The 17711-nt window shown below is 59.4% G+C and carries 18 protein-coding genes and 2 pseudogenes; 14 read left to right on the top strand and 6 right to left on the bottom strand.

Going from position 1 to position 17711, the window contains the following annotated elements; translation table 11 throughout:
* The 4 genes and pseudogenes from ACYCUK_RS11045 to ACYCUK_RS11030 form a co-directional block, all read left to right on the top strand.
* Positions 1-104: pseudogene (locus tag ACYCUK_RS11045) on the top strand (IS110-like element ISCARN26 family transposase); the annotation flags it as partial.
* Positions 101-409, top strand: a complete 309-nt coding sequence (locus tag ACYCUK_RS11040; protein WP_461594818.1) for an FCSD flavin-binding domain-containing protein — start codon at positions 101-103, stop codon at positions 407-409. The pseudogene ACYCUK_RS11045 and the gene ACYCUK_RS11040, both read left to right, overlap by 4 nt.
* A 47-nt stretch (positions 410-456) precedes the next feature.
* Complete coding sequence (locus tag ACYCUK_RS11035; protein ID WP_461594817.1) at positions 457-1056, top strand: Tll0287-like domain-containing protein; 600 nt, start codon at positions 457-459, stop codon at positions 1054-1056.
* A 122-nt stretch (positions 1057-1178) separates the two neighbouring features.
* A pseudogene (locus ACYCUK_RS11030) lies at positions 1179-1324 on the top strand (IS30 family transposase); the annotation flags it as partial.
* Between the two features lie 238 nt (positions 1325-1562).
* Here the strand turns inward: ACYCUK_RS11030 and ACYCUK_RS11025 are convergent.
* Together ACYCUK_RS11025 and ACYCUK_RS11020 are read right to left on the bottom strand one after the other, a co-directional pair.
* Entirely contained in the window at positions 1563-2210 is a 648-nt protein-coding gene (locus ACYCUK_RS11025) for a hypothetical protein (RefSeq protein WP_461594816.1), read from the bottom strand.
* A 28-nt stretch (positions 2211-2238) separates the two neighbouring features.
* Positions 2239-2433 carry an SWIB/MDM2 domain-containing protein gene (locus tag ACYCUK_RS11020; RefSeq protein WP_461594815.1) on the bottom strand — a complete coding sequence of 65 codons (195 nt, stop codon included), beginning with the start codon at positions 2431-2433 and terminating at the stop codon, positions 2239-2241.
* A gap of 236 nt (positions 2434-2669) precedes the next feature.
* Here ACYCUK_RS11020 and fdhD point away from each other — a divergent pair, with 236 nt between their 5' ends.
* From fdhD to ACYCUK_RS10970, 10 genes are all read left to right on the top strand, one after another.
* Positions 2670-3494 carry a formate dehydrogenase accessory sulfurtransferase FdhD gene (gene fdhD / locus ACYCUK_RS11015; RefSeq protein ID WP_461594814.1) on the top strand — a complete coding sequence of 275 codons (825 nt, stop codon included), beginning with the start codon at positions 2670-2672 and terminating at the stop codon, positions 3492-3494.
* Between the two features lie 16 nt (positions 3495-3510).
* Positions 3511-6255, top strand: coding sequence for a molybdopterin-dependent oxidoreductase (locus ACYCUK_RS11010; RefSeq protein WP_461594813.1), 2745 nt, complete (start codon positions 3511-3513; stop codon positions 6253-6255).
* On the top strand, positions 6252-6899 hold the full coding sequence (locus ACYCUK_RS11005) for a 4Fe-4S dicluster domain-containing protein (RefSeq protein ID WP_461594812.1): 648 nt from the start codon (positions 6252-6254) through the stop codon (positions 6897-6899). The genes ACYCUK_RS11010 and ACYCUK_RS11005 overlap by 4 nt, the downstream gene beginning before the upstream one ends.
* Positions 6896-7786 carry a DmsC/YnfH family molybdoenzyme membrane anchor subunit gene (locus ACYCUK_RS11000; RefSeq protein WP_461594811.1) on the top strand — a complete coding sequence of 297 codons (891 nt, stop codon included), beginning with the start codon at positions 6896-6898 and terminating at the stop codon, positions 7784-7786. Before ACYCUK_RS11005 ends, ACYCUK_RS11000 begins: the two co-directional genes overlap by 4 nt.
* Before the next feature lie 79 nt (positions 7787-7865).
* Positions 7866-8438, top strand: coding sequence for an NADH-dependent phenylglyoxylate dehydrogenase subunit gamma (gene padE, locus ACYCUK_RS10995; RefSeq protein ID WP_461594810.1), 573 nt, complete (start codon positions 7866-7868; stop codon positions 8436-8438).
* A 20-nt stretch (positions 8439-8458) separates the two neighbouring features.
* On the top strand, positions 8459-8737 hold the full coding sequence (gene padF / locus ACYCUK_RS10990) for an NADH-dependent phenylglyoxylate dehydrogenase subunit delta (RefSeq protein ID WP_461594809.1): 279 nt from the start codon (positions 8459-8461) through the stop codon (positions 8735-8737).
* Positions 8734-9969: an NADH-dependent phenylglyoxylate dehydrogenase subunit alpha gene (gene padG / locus ACYCUK_RS10985; protein WP_461594808.1), complete on the top strand. Its 1236-nt coding sequence runs from the start codon at positions 8734-8736 to the stop codon at positions 9967-9969. The genes padF and padG overlap by 4 nt, the downstream gene beginning before the upstream one ends.
* Before the next feature lie 7 nt (positions 9970-9976).
* A complete protein-coding gene (padH, locus tag ACYCUK_RS10980) occupies positions 9977-11230 on the top strand; it encodes an NADH-dependent phenylglyoxylate dehydrogenase subunit epsilon (RefSeq protein ID WP_461594807.1) in 1254 nt (417 codons plus the stop codon).
* A 2-nt stretch (positions 11231-11232) separates the two neighbouring features.
* Positions 11233-12672 (top strand): NADH-dependent phenylglyoxylate dehydrogenase subunit beta, encoded by a 1440-nt coding sequence (gene padI, locus ACYCUK_RS10975; RefSeq protein WP_461594806.1) that lies wholly within the window; start codon positions 11233-11235, stop codon positions 12670-12672.
* 322 nt (positions 12673-12994) lie between these two features.
* Positions 12995-13408, top strand: a complete 414-nt coding sequence (locus ACYCUK_RS10970) for a thioesterase family protein (protein WP_461594805.1) — start codon at positions 12995-12997, stop codon at positions 13406-13408.
* A gap of 542 nt (positions 13409-13950) precedes the next feature.
* Here the strand turns inward: ACYCUK_RS10970 and ACYCUK_RS10965 are convergent.
* The 4 genes from ACYCUK_RS10965 to ACYCUK_RS10950 form a co-directional block, all read right to left on the bottom strand.
* Positions 13951-15081: a hypothetical protein gene (locus tag ACYCUK_RS10965; RefSeq protein ID WP_461594804.1), complete on the bottom strand. Its 1131-nt coding sequence runs from the start codon at positions 15079-15081 to the stop codon at positions 13951-13953.
* 213 nt (positions 15082-15294) lie between these two features.
* Entirely contained in the window at positions 15295-15744 is a 450-nt protein-coding gene (locus ACYCUK_RS10960; RefSeq protein WP_461594803.1) for a hemerythrin domain-containing protein, read from the bottom strand.
* 66 nt (positions 15745-15810) lie between these two features.
* The gene (locus ACYCUK_RS10955) at positions 15811-17001 is read right to left on the bottom strand and encodes an acyl-CoA dehydrogenase (RefSeq protein ID WP_461594802.1); all 1191 of its coding nucleotides are present in this window, start codon (positions 16999-17001) and stop codon (positions 15811-15813) included.
* 86 nt (positions 17002-17087) lie between these two features.
* Positions 17088-17705 (bottom strand): phenylacetic acid degradation protein PaaY, encoded by a 618-nt coding sequence (locus tag ACYCUK_RS10950; RefSeq protein ID WP_461594801.1) that lies wholly within the window; start codon positions 17703-17705, stop codon positions 17088-17090.
* Positions 17706-17711 lie beyond the last annotated feature (6 nt).

Raw genomic sequence — 17711 nt, 5'->3', positions numbered from 1 at the left:
TCAAGAAGGTGGCCTTGATCGCCTGCATGCGCAAGCTGATCACCCACCTCAATGCCATCACCCGGGACCACCTGAACGCTCAAAATCAGCCTCTCACTGCTTGACTTTCAACACGGTTACTCAGCCCAAGTCGGGGCATATTGCCAATCAGGAAGGCAAAGTCTGTGCCGACGCCATCAGTCGCATCCTTATCGGACAACAACCGGACCCGGCCCCTGTCACCAATTCGGCGTGCTTTTCAACCATCACGATGCAGCAGGCGTCCTGGCTAACGGATGTGTTCCAGTACAACGCCAGCAGCATGGCGATGCAGCCCTCGGTAGCCGGTGAATCCACAGGATGGAGCAGTGATAACTTCAAGGACATGGAAACTTGGTACGGGTCGCTGATGAGCGATACCTTCGCGTGAAAATAACCACTTTGCTCCACTTCAATCTTGCCTCCTAAAAATTGCCCATGAAATTCACTCCATTCGCTTTGACAACACTTGCGCTCAGCCTGCTTCTCACAACAGCGCGCGCAGAGTCTTCAGAGACTCCACATGTAGACGCCAGCACGCTAGCAAGCACACGCGCGGTTGCCGTTGATTTGCTCAAAACCTTGTCGGGAAAACTGCAAAAAAGCATGCAAGACAGCGGCCCTGTGAACTCGATTAACGTGTGTCACAAGATCGGGCCAGCAATTGCGTTGAATCTCGCCGAGAAGACTGGCTGGGAAATCACGCGTGTCGGCACGCGGGTGCGCAATGTCGATCTAGGTACGCCCACTGGATGGCAGCGCAAGGCGCTGGAAGATTTCACCAGCGACCTGCACAACGGGGCAGATCCAAAGACCCTCGAATGGCACGAGGCCGTGACCGAAAACGGCAAGACCACGCTGCATTACGCCAAAGCCATCGTACTGCAGGCTCAATGCATGACCTGCCATGGCGACGCCCAGAACATCCCGGTGCCAGTTGCCGCAAGAATCAAAGCGTTGTATCCGCACGACCAAGCAACCGGCTACAAAATCGGCGATCTTCGCGGGGCTGTCGTGATTAGCCGCCCACTCCCTTGAATTGCAGGATTTTTGCGAGAAGGGGCGGTTTCATGAGAACCGAGTAACAGATCTCTTAGGACTATTGCTCCGGCTATAGTGCCGCTACACGCTCAAGCGCACCTTCCTCTCCGACCCCAGCCGCCCACGTGCCGCACGAGACGATCTACAACGCCATCTACGCCCATCCCAAGGGGGAGTTGCGCCGGGACTCATCGCCTGCCTGCGCCAGGGTCATGCCAAGCGTCTGCCGCGCTCGCGGGGCACCGATCGGCGCGGACAGATCCCCCGCGATGGCCAGCGACATTCCTTCGTGAGGCAACACGCCGGCCAAGGTCATTGTCGTCAACCAGGCCCCTGGTGCAAAAACCATGGGGCGGCGGGTCTGGGCACGATAGAGACCGCCCAACACGGCCAGGAAAGCCAGAACGCCCAGCATGACCCACAGGATGTAGCCGCCGTGGCTGGCCGGCTGGGGGGGGCTGCTGTGCGTGCATGCGACTGCAGTTGCTGGGTGAACGCGGCCCTCAGTGCAGGGTTGGCCGGGTCACAGCCATTGCGGCGACATGGCCAGCCCGAGCATGCTTGCAAGCCGGCACGATCTTGTGCATCTCGGCCTCGGCAATGATGGAGAGTTTCTGAAAGTTCTGGATCAGATCTTTCAGGTCGGCCGCACTCGCCGGCTTGGCTTCATCCTGCAGCAGCGGCAGGGATCCGGCAAACATCCCCCGCAACTCGCCCAGGATGACCAGGGCTTCATGGGCGGACTCGGGCAGATGGATCTCGGATGCCGATCCAAAGAGGCCTTCCACAAAACCATCCAACTCGTCCAGACGCGTCTGCGCCAGGCGAAGGGTACCCTCGCGAGTCGGGGCGACTTCAAAGCGCAGGAGTCGAAAGGGGTTGCGGCCGTCCTGGTGTGTGGTGAGCCGATTCCAGAGTCCGGCGACCAGGACGCCGAACAAGGCATTGACATCATCCATCTTGTCGAACTCCGGCAACTCGCCGCCCCATAGTCCTTTGACCACCTCAAGGGGCGATGCCGTCAGGGGCGTGGCGATGTTGCCCAGGAACCGGGTGCGGACCTCATGAAACGGCGTGGGGCAGTGGTACCGCTGGAGCATGGCGATGACCTCGGCATCACTCGCGCCAGGTTTGGACTTGGGGTTGCTCATGCGCGGTGGCGGAAGGTTTGAGGCGGGTTTACTTCAGGTGCGCATTGAGCAGCTTGGTCATCTCGAACATGCTGACCTGCGGCTTGCCGAAGATCGGCTTGAGCTTGGCGTCGGCATTGATCATGCGTTTGTTGGCGGCGTCCTGCAGGCCACGCTTCTTGATGTGCTCCCAGACCTTCTTGATGACTTCGGTGCGCGGCAAGGGAGCTGCGCCGGCGATCACCGCAAGTCAGCACGGAAATTTATAGACCGACCGGTCGGTGTATTTTGTATCATGTTGACTTGGATCAATATTGAGAGGTGAAGCCACCTTACATTCGTTGCCTTGTCAGTACAGAATCTGCTCTACATATTTGTGTCTCGCTCGTTTTCTCGTTTTGCGAGGCTGATAGCGGAGGCCATCAGGCGATTTAGTCAGAACAACACTCCCGCCTCAGCCAATTTGAAGGCAAAAATAGCATGCAAGAAACAGTTGAAACACAGTCCTGGGAGCCGCATGGTCCTTGCCACGTCGGATTGTGGGAGCATGAGAAACTTGAGCAACGCACTGAATGCGTTGCCGAAGAGGTTCCGGTTGCCTTCGTTTACAACGGAATCTCCCATGCGGTGATGCTAGCCACCCCTCAGGATCTGGAGGATTTCGCCTTAGGTTTCAGCCTAAGCGAAGACATAGTCGGCGCCCGGGGCGACATCTTCGACATTGAGGTCCGCGAAAGCAGCAAAGGTATCTCGCTCGAAATGCACATCGCGGCTTCTTGTGCCATGGCATTGCGTGCACATCGCCGTACCCTGGCTGGGCGCACGGGTTGCGGTCTATGTGGAGTCGAAAGTCTGGAGCAGGTGCAGTGCCGGCCCTTGCGTGTGCCAGTCTCCAATGCGCTTCTGATGCCATCGGCCTTAACGCGCGCTGCGGCCAGCTTGGCCCAGTACCAGCATCTGCACGGCTACACCGGCGCCATGCATGCAGCGGCATGGTGTCGTAGGGACGGCCAAGTAGTCTGCGTGCGCGAGGATGTCGGTCGCCATAACGCACTTGACAAGCTGATCGGCGCGTTGGTGGTAACGCGCGCATCCCTGGATGAAGGCTTTGTGTTGATGACCAGCCGCGCCAGTTACGAGATCGTATGCAAGGCGGTCTCCGTTGGCATCGGTTGTGTAGCCGCGTTATCAGCACCAACTGGCATGGCGGTCCGGGTCGCCGAAAGGGCGGGGCTGACATTGATCTGCTTTCTGCGTGGGCCCCGTTTCACTGTCTACGCGCATCCCGAGCGCATGTCTACCTGAGAAAAGAGGTCAAAGCATGAGCAAAGCGAAGACGGTCAAGCATGTCCCGACCTTTTGCTACAACTGCGTCTCGGGTCCCGACTTCATGAAGGTCAAGGTCGAGGACGGCATCGCTACCGAGATTGAGCCCAACTTCGACGCCGAGGCCGTGCATCCGGCTCGTGGCCGGGTCTGCGTCAAGGCCTACGGGCTGATCCAAAAAACTTACAACCCGAATCGTGTCTTGAGTCCGATGAAGCGGACCAACCCCAAAAAAGGGCGGAACGAAGATCCAGGCTTCGAGCCGATTTCCTGGGATGAGGCGCTGAACATCGTGGCGGCGAAGATGAACGCCATCCGCGCCAACGGCTTGCGCGACGAATCAGGGCTGCCGCGTGTCGCCGTGAGCTTCGGCCATGGCGGTACGCCCGCCAACTACATGGGCACCTTTCCCGCCCTGCTCTCGGCCTGGGGGCCAATCGATTACAGCTTCGGTTCGGGTCAGGGTGTCAAGTGCGTTCACTCCGAGCATCTCTACGGAGAGTTCTGGCATCGCGCCTTTACCGTCACTTCCGACACGCCCAATGCACTCTACGTTATCGCAGTCGGCGCTAACGTAGAAATCACAGGCGGCCCCTGCGCCGTGATTCGCCATGCTGACGCGCGCCTGCGTGGTTACAAGCGCGTGCAGGTCGAGCCACATCTCACGGTTACCGGGGCCTGCTCCTCGGAATGGGTGCCGATTCGACCCAAGACCGACCCCGCTTTCCTGTTCGCGCTGATCCATGTCCTCGTGCACGAGCATGGTTTGGCCAAACTGGACATTCCCTTCCTGCGCGACCGGACTTGCTCGCCCTACTTAGTGGCGCCCGACGGTCTTTATCTGCGTGATGCGGACAATGACAAACCGCTGGTCTGGGACGATGAGACTTGTTGCGCCGTCGCCTTCGACACACCGGGAACAAAGCCGGCCGTGGCTGGGCGTTATCGGGTTGCCCGCGCCGCGGTTGTCGACGCCGACAAGGCGCGCCGCGAATATTCGGACGTCGAAGGCAAGACCGCCTACGAGATGCTGTCGAATCACATCGCCAAATACACGCCGGAATGGGCCGAGACGATCTGCGACGTGCCAGCTGCCACGATACGCCGCATCGCCAATGAGTATTTGGAAAGCGCGAGCATCGGCGCCACCATCATAATCGACGGCGAGACCCTGCCGCTGCGACCGGTGGCGGTGACTCTAGGTAAGTCGGTGAACAATGGTTGGGGCGCTTACGAGTGCTGCTGGGCCCGCACTGTATTAGCTGTGTTGGTGGGCGCACTCGAAAATCCCGGCGGACTCGTTGGCACCACGGTGCGACTGAACCGCCACCAAGACAACCGGCATCTCAGTGTCACGCCGGGAGAAGATGGCTTCATGGCGCAGTCGTTTAATCCAACCGACGCAGAAAGTTGGCAGGCTGAGCCCGCCACCCGGAACCTGCACCAGACGCTGGTGCCTATCGTTGGCCACAATGGCGCTTGGAGCCAGGCTCTCGGCCCAACGCAGTTGGCCTGGATGTTCCAACAGGAACGGCCCGCGGACTGGAATATGCCGATGCCGACCCTCCCGGAACTGTGGATCGTCTATCGCTCCAATCCAGTCATCTCTTTTTGGGACACCAAAAAACTGGCAGAAATTGTTGCTCGCTTCCCTTTCATGGTCTGCTTTGCCTACACGATAGACGAGACCAACTACATGGCTGACCTGCTGTTGCCAGAGGCGACCGATCTCGAATCGACCCAGATGATTCGCATGGGGGGCACCAAGTACATGGAGCAGTTCTGGGACTATAAGGGAGTGGTGTTGCGCCAAAGCGCGGTGGAACCTCAGGGCAACGCCCGCGACTTTACCTGGATCAGCACTGAACTTGCCAAGCGCACCGGCCTGCTCATCCCCTACGTCGAAGCGATCAACCGTGGCGTCTCTGGCGTCTCGCCCCTCAAGGGCGAGGGCTACGACTACCGCCTTGATCCGGCGCAGGAACCCGCACCGGACAAGATCTGGGATGCGGTCTGTCGCGCCGCGTCGGTGACGCTCTCTGGAGGCAAGGAGGAGCACGGTTTCAGCTGGTTCAAAGAGCATGGCTTCTACGCGGTCCCGATGTCGCGCCTTGACTGGTATTTGACACCGACCTTGCAGAGGCATGGCCTACGTTACGAACTGCCCTACCAGGAGCGCTTGCTGCGGCTAGGGCGCGAACTCGGTAATCGCTTGCACGAGAAGCGCATGGCCTGGTGGGACGAGCAGCTTTCGGAATACGCAGCGCTACCGGAGTGGCACGACGTCCCCGCGCGCTGGTTGCGCAATCTAGAAAGATCTGGCGCTAAGGCCGCGGACTTCCCGTTCTGGTTGCTGTCCACCAAGAGCATGCAATACCACGCTGGCGGCAACGCCGGCATCGCGATGATGAACGAAATCGCGCAGAACGTGCGTGGCCACGGCGGTGTCATCATGAACACAAAGACAGCGGCCGGCCTTGGCATTGCCGATGGCGACCGCGTCGAGATCCGTTCCCATATTGGCACGACTTACGGCAAGGCCGCACTGACGCATGGGGTGCGCCCCGACACCCTCGTCATGATTGGTCAGTTCGACCACTGGGCGACGCCCTTTGCCAAGGACTTAGAGCTACCCAGCCTCAACACCATCGCGCCCATGTCGCTGGATCTGACCGACGCCACTGGTTCCGGCTCAGATATCGTGCGTGTGGCGGTGCGCCGCGTGGAGGCGATGGCATGAAGCGCTACGTCATGGCCATAGATTTGCGACGCTGCGTCGGCTGCCAGACCTGTACCGCCGCATGTAAAACCGCCAACGCAACCCCTCCTGGCGTGCAATGGCGGCGTGTACTCGATCTCGAAAGCGGTGAATTCCCGGACGTACAGCGCAGTTTTTTGCCGGTGGCGTGCATGCATTGCGCCAACCCGCCTTGTGAAGACGTCTGCCCTACATCGGCGACGAAGAAGCGCAACGACGGCCTGGTGACCATTGATTATGACATCTGCATCGGCTGCGCCAATTGCATCATGGCCTGTCCGTACGAGGCGCGCTCAATCGTGCATGAGCCGCGCTATGCCTACGGCGCCAAGCCAATCGCATCCGAGGCAGCACGTTTCGATCCAGAACGATTGGGCGTTGCCACCAAATGCACGTTTTGTAGGGATCGTATCGATTTGGCCGAACGTACTGGGCAGGTGCCGGGCCGCGACCCGGAAGTGACGCCCGCCTGCGTTAATTCTTGCATTTCCGGTGCCATGCATTTCGGCGATATCGGCGACAAGAATAGCAACGTCTCGCAACTCCTCGCGCAGACCCAGCATTTCCGCCTGCACGAGGAACTGGGCACCGATCCATCGGTGTATTACGTGTGGAACGAAAAATGACGGCCCTACCGCAATATCCAGATCGTGTCTTGCCGCGTCAGCAGGCCAACTGGGACTGGCGTGCCGCCTGCAATTTCATCGCCGGAGGCACTGGCGGGAGCCTACTGCTGTGGGTAGCACTTGATGCGCTGCATGGAGGCGATGTGCGTCCCCTCATCGGTGCTGGCCTAGCGCTGATCGGCTTCGGCCTTGCATGCGTCTGGTTCGAGATCGGCCGGCCCTGGCGAGCCCTCAACACTTTTCGGCATTTCAGTTCTTCCTGGATGGCACGCGAAGCCTCGGTGGCAGCTTTGCTGTTCGTCTCGGGGTTCCTGGCCCTGTGGAGCGGACGAAGCGTCCTCACCGGAACGACGGGCCTGCTTGGGCTGGCTTTTCTTTATGCGCAGGCGCGTATTCTCGCCGCCAACAAGGGAATACCGGCTTGGCGCCATTCACGCTGTCTGCAGCTGATGGTGGTAACTGGGCTCACCGAAGGCCTAAGCCTGCTGGTGTGCGCAGACTGGCTCTATCCGCAACCGCTGTCCGCGGACTACCTGCTAGCGCTGTTCGCCGGACTACGCCTTATCGCTTGGCGGCGTTATCTCTCAGCGTTGGTGAAAGACGGCGCACCTGCAGGCTCAATCAAAGCACTGAGAAAAATCGATGCGGAGTTCCTCTGGGTCGGCAGCGCTATACCCGCCATGCTTGCGTTGCTGGCCGGGATGACTGGAGCGGCCGCACCAGCAGTCGTGGCTGGCGCGCTGGCAGCGGTGATGGGATGGCGCTTTAAATACACCCTGATATGCCGGGCAGCTTTTACGCAGGGTTTTACTTTGCCCAAGCGACCGGTACGTGGACGTGCCATTGGGCCAAAACGCGAAAGCGGTCAGGGACGGCCCGTAGGGTAAAAGTTTAAGAAGCCATTTACGGCTAAGAGGCCGGTAATCATGATCGTCAGCGACGAAGACATGACAACGAGGAGGCGAAATGTACGAAATCCGTCTACATGGACGGGGTGGGCAGGGGGCGGTGCTCGCATCGGGCATTCTCGCGGCTGGCGTGGTCGAAGCCGGGAAATACGCTGTGGCGATTCCCTCGTTCGGCTTCGAGCGCCGCGGCGCACCGGTGGTGGCCTTCCTGCGCATCAGCGACAAAGAAATCAGGCGCATGACCAATATCACGAGCCCAGATTGTCTCATCTGCATTGACCCCACCATGGGCAATTCTGTGAACATCTTTGACGGGTTGAAGCCCGGCGGCGCCTTAGTTCAAGCCACAGGGAAACCTTTGGCTGAACTGGTAATTCCCGAGGGCGTCGCCACCGTCGGCCTGTGCAATGCGGTGCGTATCGCGATTGAAATCTTTCGCCGTCCGATCACCAACACCTTGATGTTGGGCGCCTTCGCACGTACCACCGGCATCATCTCGCTCGACGCCCTGAAGCAGGCGCTGCTGGATTCGGAATTCCGTGATGCTGGGCTGGAGCAGAACCTGCGCGCGTTGCAGCGCGGCTACGACGAAACCGAGGTGCATCACATCAATCAAAGGGCTACGGCATGAGCCAACATACTGCGTATCCGATGTTCGATCCCGCCAAGGCCGGAGTGCCTGACGATCTCTGTCCGATCGCCGTCGACATCAACCCGATGCTGCCGGGCGACTGGCGCAGCATGCGGCCCGTGGTTGACCGCGACAAGTGTGTCAAATGCGCCGTTTGCTGGCTCTACTGTCCGGTGCAGTGCATCGTCGAACGGCCGGCCTGGTTCGACGTCAATCTGGCCACATGCAAGGGGTGCGGCATCTGCGCTAACGAGTGTCCGCAGCGCGCCATCACCATGATCGCGGAGGTTGGGGCATGAACGCGGCGGTCCAGGAAACGCTGGCAGCGAAGCAGAAGTTTATTGTCTGCGAAGGCAACGAAGCGGCTGCGCTGGCAGTGGCGCTGGTGCGCCCCGACATGGTTTCGGTGTATCCGATTACGCCGCAGTCGAGCCTGGTGGAGCATCTTGCCAAGCTGGTCGCCGACGGGCGCATGGATGCTGAAATCGTGGACGCCGAAGGCGAGCACTCGGTGCTCTCGGTGCTGCAAGGCGCAGCCTTGGCGGGCGGTCGCACCTTCACCGCCACTAGCGGGCCGGGTTTGGCTTTCATGTTCGAGCCCTACTTCCGCACTCCCGGCATGCGCCTGCCCATCGTCATGTCCATTGTCACCCGCGACGGCATCACGCCGCAGTCGGTATGGGGCGGCCACCAGGACGCAATGACGGTGCGTGAGGTGGGTTGGGTACAGATCTATTGCGAGTCGGTGCAGGAAGTGCTTGATACCACGATCATGGCCTTCAGAATCGCCGAGCATCACGATGTGATGCTGCCAGTGAATGTCTGCCTCGACGGCAATTACCTCTCCTACGGCGCCTCGCGCGTGACCGTTCCTGAGCAGGATGAGGTCGACGCATTCATGGGAGCGAAAGATGTCAACTGGCATGCCGCACTGGATCCGTTGCGACCAATGGCGGTCGACCCGCTCACCGGTGGCTCGGGCGGCAAGGGGCCAGCCACCTTCGTGCGTTACCGCAAGAGCCAGTGCCGCGGCATGCAGAACGCATTGCGTGTGATCAGTGATGTCCACGAGGAATACGGCCGGCGCTTCGGCCGTCATTACGCACCGCTGGTTGAGGAATACCGTATGCACGATGCCGAGATCGCGCTGATGACGCTAGGCAGCATGAGCGGCGCCGCCAAGGATGCTGTGGACGAGGCACGCGATGCCGGCAAGAGAGTGGGCATCCTCAAGCTCAAGACCTTCAGCCCCTTCCCTGTGGCGAAGCTGGTGTCCGCGCTGAATAAGGTCAAAGCGCTCGGTGTAGTGGACCGCTCGGTCGGGTTCCGCTGGAACTGCGGCCCCATGTACCAAGAGACTCTGGGCGCGCTTTACCTGCTTGGCCGGCATCTGCCAGTGGCGAGTTTCATCGGCGGGCTGGCCGGCGCCGATATCACCGTTGAGCATTTCCACCGTGTCATCGAGCAAACGGAATCCCTGCTTTATGGCTTCGCTCCCACCGAGCCAATCTGGCTCAACGAAAATGACTGAGGCAACGATGGAAGATGCACGCTATTTGGTGGTGGGAAGCAGCCACGCGGCACTCGAAGCGGTGGCTGCCATTCGCATGCATGACCCCGACGGCAGCCTCGCCTTGATCACGCGCGACGGCCATCTTCCTTATTCACCGACTGTTCTGCCCTATGTTGTTTCGGGGCGCTCAGCGCCGGACCGCATCTTCCTGCGCAACGAAGAATTCTTTGCTGAGCGACATGTCGTCTACCGTCCGGGCCAGACCTTGGTTAGGCTGCATCCGCAGCGCAATACCGCGCTGCTCGCTGACGGCAGCGAGGTGCGCTACGAAAAGCTACTGCTCGCCACAGGCGCGGCGCCCGCGATTCCGCCCATTCCCGGCCTCGACAAGGTGCAGTATCACGTGCTGCGTACTCTCGACGACGCGCTAAAACTGAAGGCGGCCATCGGCGCATCGCGCCAGGCGGTTGTGCTGGGCGGTGGACTGGTCGGCATGCATGCCGCAGAAAATCTGGTGATGTCCGGCGCAAAGGTCACGATCATCGAAATGCAGGATCAGCTGCTGGGTGCCTACTTCGACCGTCAAGCCGCCGACTTCATCGGGCGCGCCTTCATCGAACATGGCGCGCGCATCTTCACCGGCCGTCGCGTCGTCGGCCTCGCACCGTCGGCGCAGGGAGCCACTGTCAGTCTGGAAGGCGGCGGCAGTCTCGAAACTGACCTGTTGCTGGTGGCCACCGGCGTCAAGCCCGACTTGGGCTATCTCGCCGACAGCGGCATCAATTGTGCTGCGGGCATCATCGTGAATAACGATATGGGCACCAACATCGGCAACATCTGGGCGGCAGGCGACTGCGCCCAAGCCAAGGATTTCTACAAAGAAGGCACCACCATGAACGCTATCCTGCCGGACGCCACCGAACAGGGTCGCATCGCTGGGATGGCCATGGCTGGCGATCCCAGCCGCAAGGATTATCTGGGCGGTGTGCCTCTCAATACCTACCACTTCTTCGGTCGCCATGCGATCTCTGTCGGTACCGGCGTTGTACCGACCGGGGGTATTGAGCGACTGCGCGTCGATGAAGCAGCCGGGCGCTACCTACGTGTGATTTTCCAGGATGGCCGTCTGCTAGGAATTTTCGGTATTGGCGAATTCTTTGACAGCGGCGTCATGTGGCAGCTGATCTTGCGCCGCGCCGACCTGACGGACAGCATCGAGCGACTGGTCGCCGATCCGCTCACAGTCGGGCGGGAATTTATGTCTCGCCTCTGGAGATAAGCATGGGACAGGGCTACAACACGATTGCCTTCGATGCCGCCAAGTGTAACGGCTGCGGCAAATGCATGCTGGCTTGCACCCAGGCCAAGACCGGCACCGACGACACCCCGCGTTCGCGGATTCAGGTTATGCCCGCGGGAGAAAATTTCGAACTGGTCATTTGTCGTCAGTGCGGCGATCCCAAGTGTGTTTCAGTGTGTCCGGCAGGTGCGTTGGGGAAGGACCCGGTGGATGGCGTTGTCCGCTGGGATGGTAGCAAGTGCGTGGCCTGCCTGTTGTGCACAGCCGGCTGCGCCTATGCCGGCATCGCGCTAGACACGTCCACTGGCAATGTCGTCAAGTGCGATATGTGCGCGGGCCAGCCGGCCTGCGTCCCGGCTTGTCCTACGGGTGCCTTGCGCTACATCACGACTGCGCGCCTCTACAACGAGGTGGGCGACTGGGAGGATCTGTTTGCGCCTGGTCTGGCAGGCTGCCAAGGCTGCAATACCGAATTGTTAATGCGGCACACATTACGCCGCGTCGGTCCGGAGACGATACTAGCGACTCCACCAGGCTGCGTTCCGGGGATGGGAGCGGTCGGCTACAACGGCCTGGCCGGCACCAAGGTGCCGGTGTTCCACCCACTGTTGACCAACACGGCAGCCATGCTCACCGGCATCAAGCGCCAGTACAAGCGAGTCGGCCGTGAGGTGACCGCGTTGGCGATTGCCGGCGATGGCGGCGCTTCCGATGTGGGCTTTCAATCGCTGTCAGGCGCGGCGGAACGGGGCGAGCAAATCCTATTTATGGTCGTGGATAACGAAGGTTACATGAACACTGGCATGCAGCGTTCGAGCTGTACGCCTTACGGCGCCTGGACCTCAACGACGCCGGTGGGGCTCGAGTCAAGGGGAAAGACCCAGGATGCCAAGAACATGCCACTATTGATGGTTCAACATCGCTGCGCTTATGTGGCCACGGCCTCAACGGCGTACATGGAGGATCTTTACGAGAAGCTGGACAAAGCCATTGAGGCATCCAAGTCTGGTTTCGCCTATCTTCACGTCTACTCACCCTGCACCACGGGTTGGCGCTTTCCCTCCGAAAAGAACATGGAAGTGGCGCGCATGGCTGTGGAATCCAATTTCGTCATGCTTTGGGAATACACGCCAGCGCAGGGGCTGCACCTCACTCGCTCGGTGGATGACCCCGTTCCGGTGACTGAATACCTGAAAGTCATGGGGCGTTTCCGCCACCTAGCCACGGAGCAGGTGCAACACATCCAGGCCAAAGTTGAGGAGAATCGTGCCTTTGTAGAACAACTAGCCTCCCGGCAACGCGAAAAACCAATCCCTAGCCCCCCTCAAGGAAACGCAGGGCCGCCCCAAGCTTCCTTGACCCCCACGGGGGGCGGGCCGGCGAGCCGACCCTGGGGGCGCTCAGAGGCCCTTCGAGGATAGGGATGATGGCGGCGGCGAGCTTGTTCAGGGCGAGGAAGCTGCATTCGAGGTTCTCCGACCCATCCCGGCGCGAGAATCTTGCTTCCCAGTGTCGTCGTCAACGCGCCCACCTCATGCTTGGCCTTAGACATGGCCGCCTGCGGCGGCCATGTCTAAGGCTCGTAGCACAGCGTTTCGCAAAAAATAATTATTTATTTAATAATTAAATGCAAAAAATGCGCAATTTTTACCCCCTTCAAAAGATCGAAATAATGAGATAAATCGAGATATCTTAACTCATATCAACTAATAATTCATCTATAATACACCGCAAGGAACGCAAGTGAAAGATACTTTGACAGTGGGCTTGTCCGCCACTCGACATATTGAGATTAACACGTCGCGCACCATCGATTTTCTCGGCGAAGAATTGCGCGTCTACAATACTCCGTCGCTCCTGTACGACTTCGAAGTCGTCTGCCGAGAGCTGTTGCTCGAACATCTGGACAGCGGTGAAGACTCTGTCGGCATCGGGGTCAGCATAACCCATAGCGGTGCAACGCTGTGCGGTATGATCGTGGAAATGACTGTTGTCATCGCTAAGGTTGACGGGCGCTTGATTACTTTCGACCTAGTCGCAAAGGACGGCGTCGAAGAGATTAGCCGCGGCAACCACAACCGCTTTGTTGTAGATGTTGAGAAACTGCGCGCCAAAGTGGCGGCCAAGGCGGCCAAGGCGGCCAAGGCCGGAAAGTAAGGCGTCCGCCCTAATAAATAAAGAAAATACTTTTTTCAGCCAACGGACCATGGCTGACGCGGTTGGCAGGCGCGTGGATGTCAACCATCGACCGAAGGTGATCTGCACCTGTGAACTCGCAAATCCGTTCGGCTTGATTTTTAGTGACCATGGGGCCTTAATCGCTGCGCCATCCCAGTAGTGTCCGGTTTATTTGAAGCCGGCAACGCGCCAAGCCAATGCTAACGCGGGTTTCGAGAGATTCATGGGTGTCCCGCGATTTGAATTTCGGATTGCCAGTTTGCGATGCTCCCGGGTTTGCACGACCCGAAGTGATGCATGAACGTGGGCAAGACGCTGTTTGCACAGGTGATGGCCGCCGTCATCTCAGATCCTCATTCCGATGTTCAACATGCCCCAAGATTACCCACTCGGAATTCAAGAGAGGCAGATTTTGTCAGTCTCCGTCTTCGAGAAAACCCAGCTTTCATGCGCCTTGCAGCCCGATCGCTCTGGATCCGAGCTTGCCCCATTCGCTAACCAATTGAATTTGTTCTCGGAATTTAATCGGACACTACTGGGGTGATCTGAGGGTTGATTCGATCGTGTGGCCGGTAGCGCAAGTAGACCCGTAAGACCGTGATGAGATTCCAACCCAACCACGCATAGGACGCGATCGTCAACACTCCGGCGAGTCGCGTCAAATCGGGAAACACCGTTGCCGCCAGCAGGGCGAGCAACGCGAGGCCATGAAGGCGCAACTGCAGGGTGATCTGGCTTTCGGGCAGCAAGGTGCGTGTGTTCAGCTTGGTTGACATGGTGGAATCAAGCTTTTGCAGGCGCATCCAGGTTGCGAAAGGGGCGATCTTGTAAAGCATGCCGCAGAGCGCCGAAGCAAACACGCCCTGAAGAATCAGCGCGCCAAGCCAGAGCGCGGCAGGGGAAGTCTGCGCAGATGGTCCACGCCACGCAAGCAGCGCCCAGGACGCACCAGCCAACAGGATGCAAGCCATCGCCAAGCGGAAGAACTGCTGGGTCGGATCGCGCGCTTTGCGCTGACGTTGCTTCCGAAGCCACAGTGTTGTCAGGGCGTAGGCAGCGGCAGCGAGCACGACGGCGGCAAACTCCAGCGATGTCCACAACCTCGGCGTGTCCCAACCAAGCTGTGCCGAACACAGGGCCAGGAGGACGAACAACAGCGGCGGCACGCTTTGCTGCAGCCGCTTTGGATAAGGGGGCGTCATCTGGAGCATGGGGACGACAAAAAAGGATACGCCCATGAGGAGCATCAGCGCCCAGCCAACCAATCCCCACGCTGCATGCACGCCGGCCAGTTGGGGCACAGAAATGCGGGTTCGCCCCTGGAGGGTTTCCACCAGGATCGCTCCCGACCCCACCGTGGCCGCGAGTCCAACAATGGCCAAGCGCAGCGCAACGATGGTCGGGTTCTTCGCCGGCGTGCGAAACACGGCGAAGCCCACGGCAAGACCGTAGACGCCTAGCGACACCACGAACAGGGAAGCTCCGACTTCGAGCAGAACAGGATTGCTGTTGAAGAACCCGGCTGCAAGCACGATTGCAGCAAGGCTTGAGATCGGGTGGACGACGTGGGCGATCCAGTTTGGACGCCAAATATTGCCGCCTGTCGCAACAGGGATGAATTGCAGCAAAGCCCCGCACATGATCTGCAGCATCACGCCAACAGTCATCAGATGGGCGATGGCCAGCGTCGGCGGCGCCCACCGCACGATGAGCGCATCGGGCCCCACCCAGAGCAGCACAAATCCAGCGAGCATGCCGAAAACGGGGGCCGTGAGGAAAAAGCGCATCGGAACAGAAATCGGTGGCGCTTGCTCAAACGACATCATGTGCATCGTGCAACTCGCATGTCGGGTGGATTTTTGCGGTCAGGACGCCGCCTGGATCACATGCCGCAAGCGCTCGACAATCTCGCTAGACCTTGCTGACAGGGATGTGTCGCACATCGGATAAAGGATGTTTTCTTCCTTCAAATTGTGTTGCTGCATCAGGATGACGAAGGTTTCAGCTTGACCGCCAAAATCCTCGGAGCTTCGGCGGTCAATGGCGTCAACCATCGCAGAAAGCAGTTGAAGGATTTGCGCGTGCTCCAAGCGCATGACTTGGGTTGGTCCGTCGGCGGTTCCGGTGAACGCTTCAAAGGCCGGGAAAAGGATCGATTCTTCGGCACGAATATGCGACTCGAGGTCCCGAGACAAATCCGCGTGCAGACGGGCGGCTTCGTCCCAGTTTTCGTCCAACGCCGCACTCTCCACTGCAACCAGGAGATGGTCGCAATGCTTGTGGTGTTCGGACAGGAGTTGGGTGACACTTTGCATGATCGATCTCCTACGGGGGTTGCACTTGAATCCTGCCTCGTTCGGCCAGGCAGCCTCAAATCGATTTCAGTTGGCAAAGGCAGCGATGCCGGTAATGGCTCGCCCCAAGATCAGCGCATGAATATCGTGAGTGCCTTCATAGGTATTCACTGCTTCCAGATTGACCATGTGGCGAATGACCCCGAACTCGTCGGAAATGCCATTGCCGCCCAGCATGTCCCTGGCCATTCGGGCGATATCCAGGGCTTTGCCACAGGAATTGCGTTTCACGATGGAGGCCAACTCAACCGGTGCTTTGCCGGCATCCTTCAGGCGGCCGAGTCGTAAACAGGCCTGCAGACCCAGTGCGATCTCGGTGAGCATGTCGGCAAGTTTTTTCTGAATCAACTGATTCGCCGCGAGTGGACGCCCAAACTGGTGACGATCGAGCACATACTGGCGCGCCGCGTGAAAGCAAAACTCAGCGGCTCCCAGGGCACCCCAGGCAATGCCAAAGCGGGCCGAATTCAAGCAGGTGAACGGCCCTTTGAGTCCTCGCACACCCGGCAGCAGTTGCTCCTCGGGGACAAAGACCTCGTCCACCACAATTTCACCGGTGATCGATGTTCGAAGACTCACCTTGCCATGAATGGCCGGTGCCGACAGGCCCTTGGCTCCCTTTTCCAGAACAAACCCACGGATCTCACCGTCGTCCGTCTTGGCCCAAACGACAAAGACATCGGCAATAGGCGAATTGGTAATCCACGTCTTCGACCCCGACAGCACGTAGCCACCGTCGACTTTTCGAGCGCGCGTTGCCATCGAGCCGGGGTCGGAGCCATGGTTCGGTTCGGTCAGCCCGAAACATCCGACCCATTCCCCAGTCGCTAGTTTGGGCAGGTATTTGGTTTTCTGCTCCTCGGACCCGAATTCATAAATGGGCACCATCACCAAGGATGACTGCACACTCATCATGGAACGGTATCCAGAGTCAACGCGCTCGACTTCTCGCGCGATCAGCCCGTAAGCAACGGCGTTCAAGCCGGCTCCGCCATATTGTTCCGGAATGGTGGGGCCCAGAAGCCCCAATGCGCCCATTTCGTTGAAAATGTCGCGGTCGGTCGTTTCGTTGCGAAATGCGTTTTGCACACGAGGCACGAGCCGATCTTGGGCGAAATTGAAGGCGCTCTCGCGCACCATGCGCTCATCCTCACTGAGCTGCGCGTCCAAGTCAAAAGGATCTTCCCAATTGAACGTCACTCGCTGATTGCTGCTCATCGCCCGTCTCCCGAAGAAAATTGTCTATAAATTGTGTTGGGGCCCGGGCATAAAGGGCCCGGGCTCCGGTAGGGTTGTGTTGGCTACTACTCGGCACCGATGCGGCGCTTGAATTCCGACAGAGGGAGTACATCGGGTTCCGCACAACGGCGGCGATCCGCCTCAGGCGCTGTTAGGGGCACGCACGGCACCATGGAACGGCGAGAATCCAGGCACAGTCGCTGGTATGTGGCGGTGGCCTCCAGCTTCCATGCCTGCTCCTCGGACGAAAGCAGGCGAATCACCTTGGCTGGCACTCCCATGGCCAAGCTTCGCGGAGGAATCTCGCTATTTGCAGGAACGAACGCCGAAGCCCCAATGATCGCCGACTCGCCGACCACGGCGAAATCCATCACGACAGCATTCATCCCGACCAGGACGTTGCGTCGCAAGGTGCAGGCATGGATGATCGCGCCGTGACCAATATGCCCTTGCTCCTCGATCACCGTGTCGGTGCGCGGGAAACCGTGAACCACAACAGTATCCTGGATGTTGGCCCCCCCACCCACGATGATTCTGCCCAGATCTCCGCGCAGCGAAGCACAAGGGGCCACGTAGACACCGGGCCCGATGATGACGTCTCCGATGATCACCGCGCTCGGGTGCACGAAAGCTGTGGGATCGATCGCCGGAATGACACCGTCGTAGGAATAAATGTGCGCCATCGCGTC

Source organism: Thiomonas sp., assembly GCF_054608695.1.
Note: the sequence above shows the minus strand (reverse complement) of the source record. Positions and strands in the feature narration are given on the sequence as shown.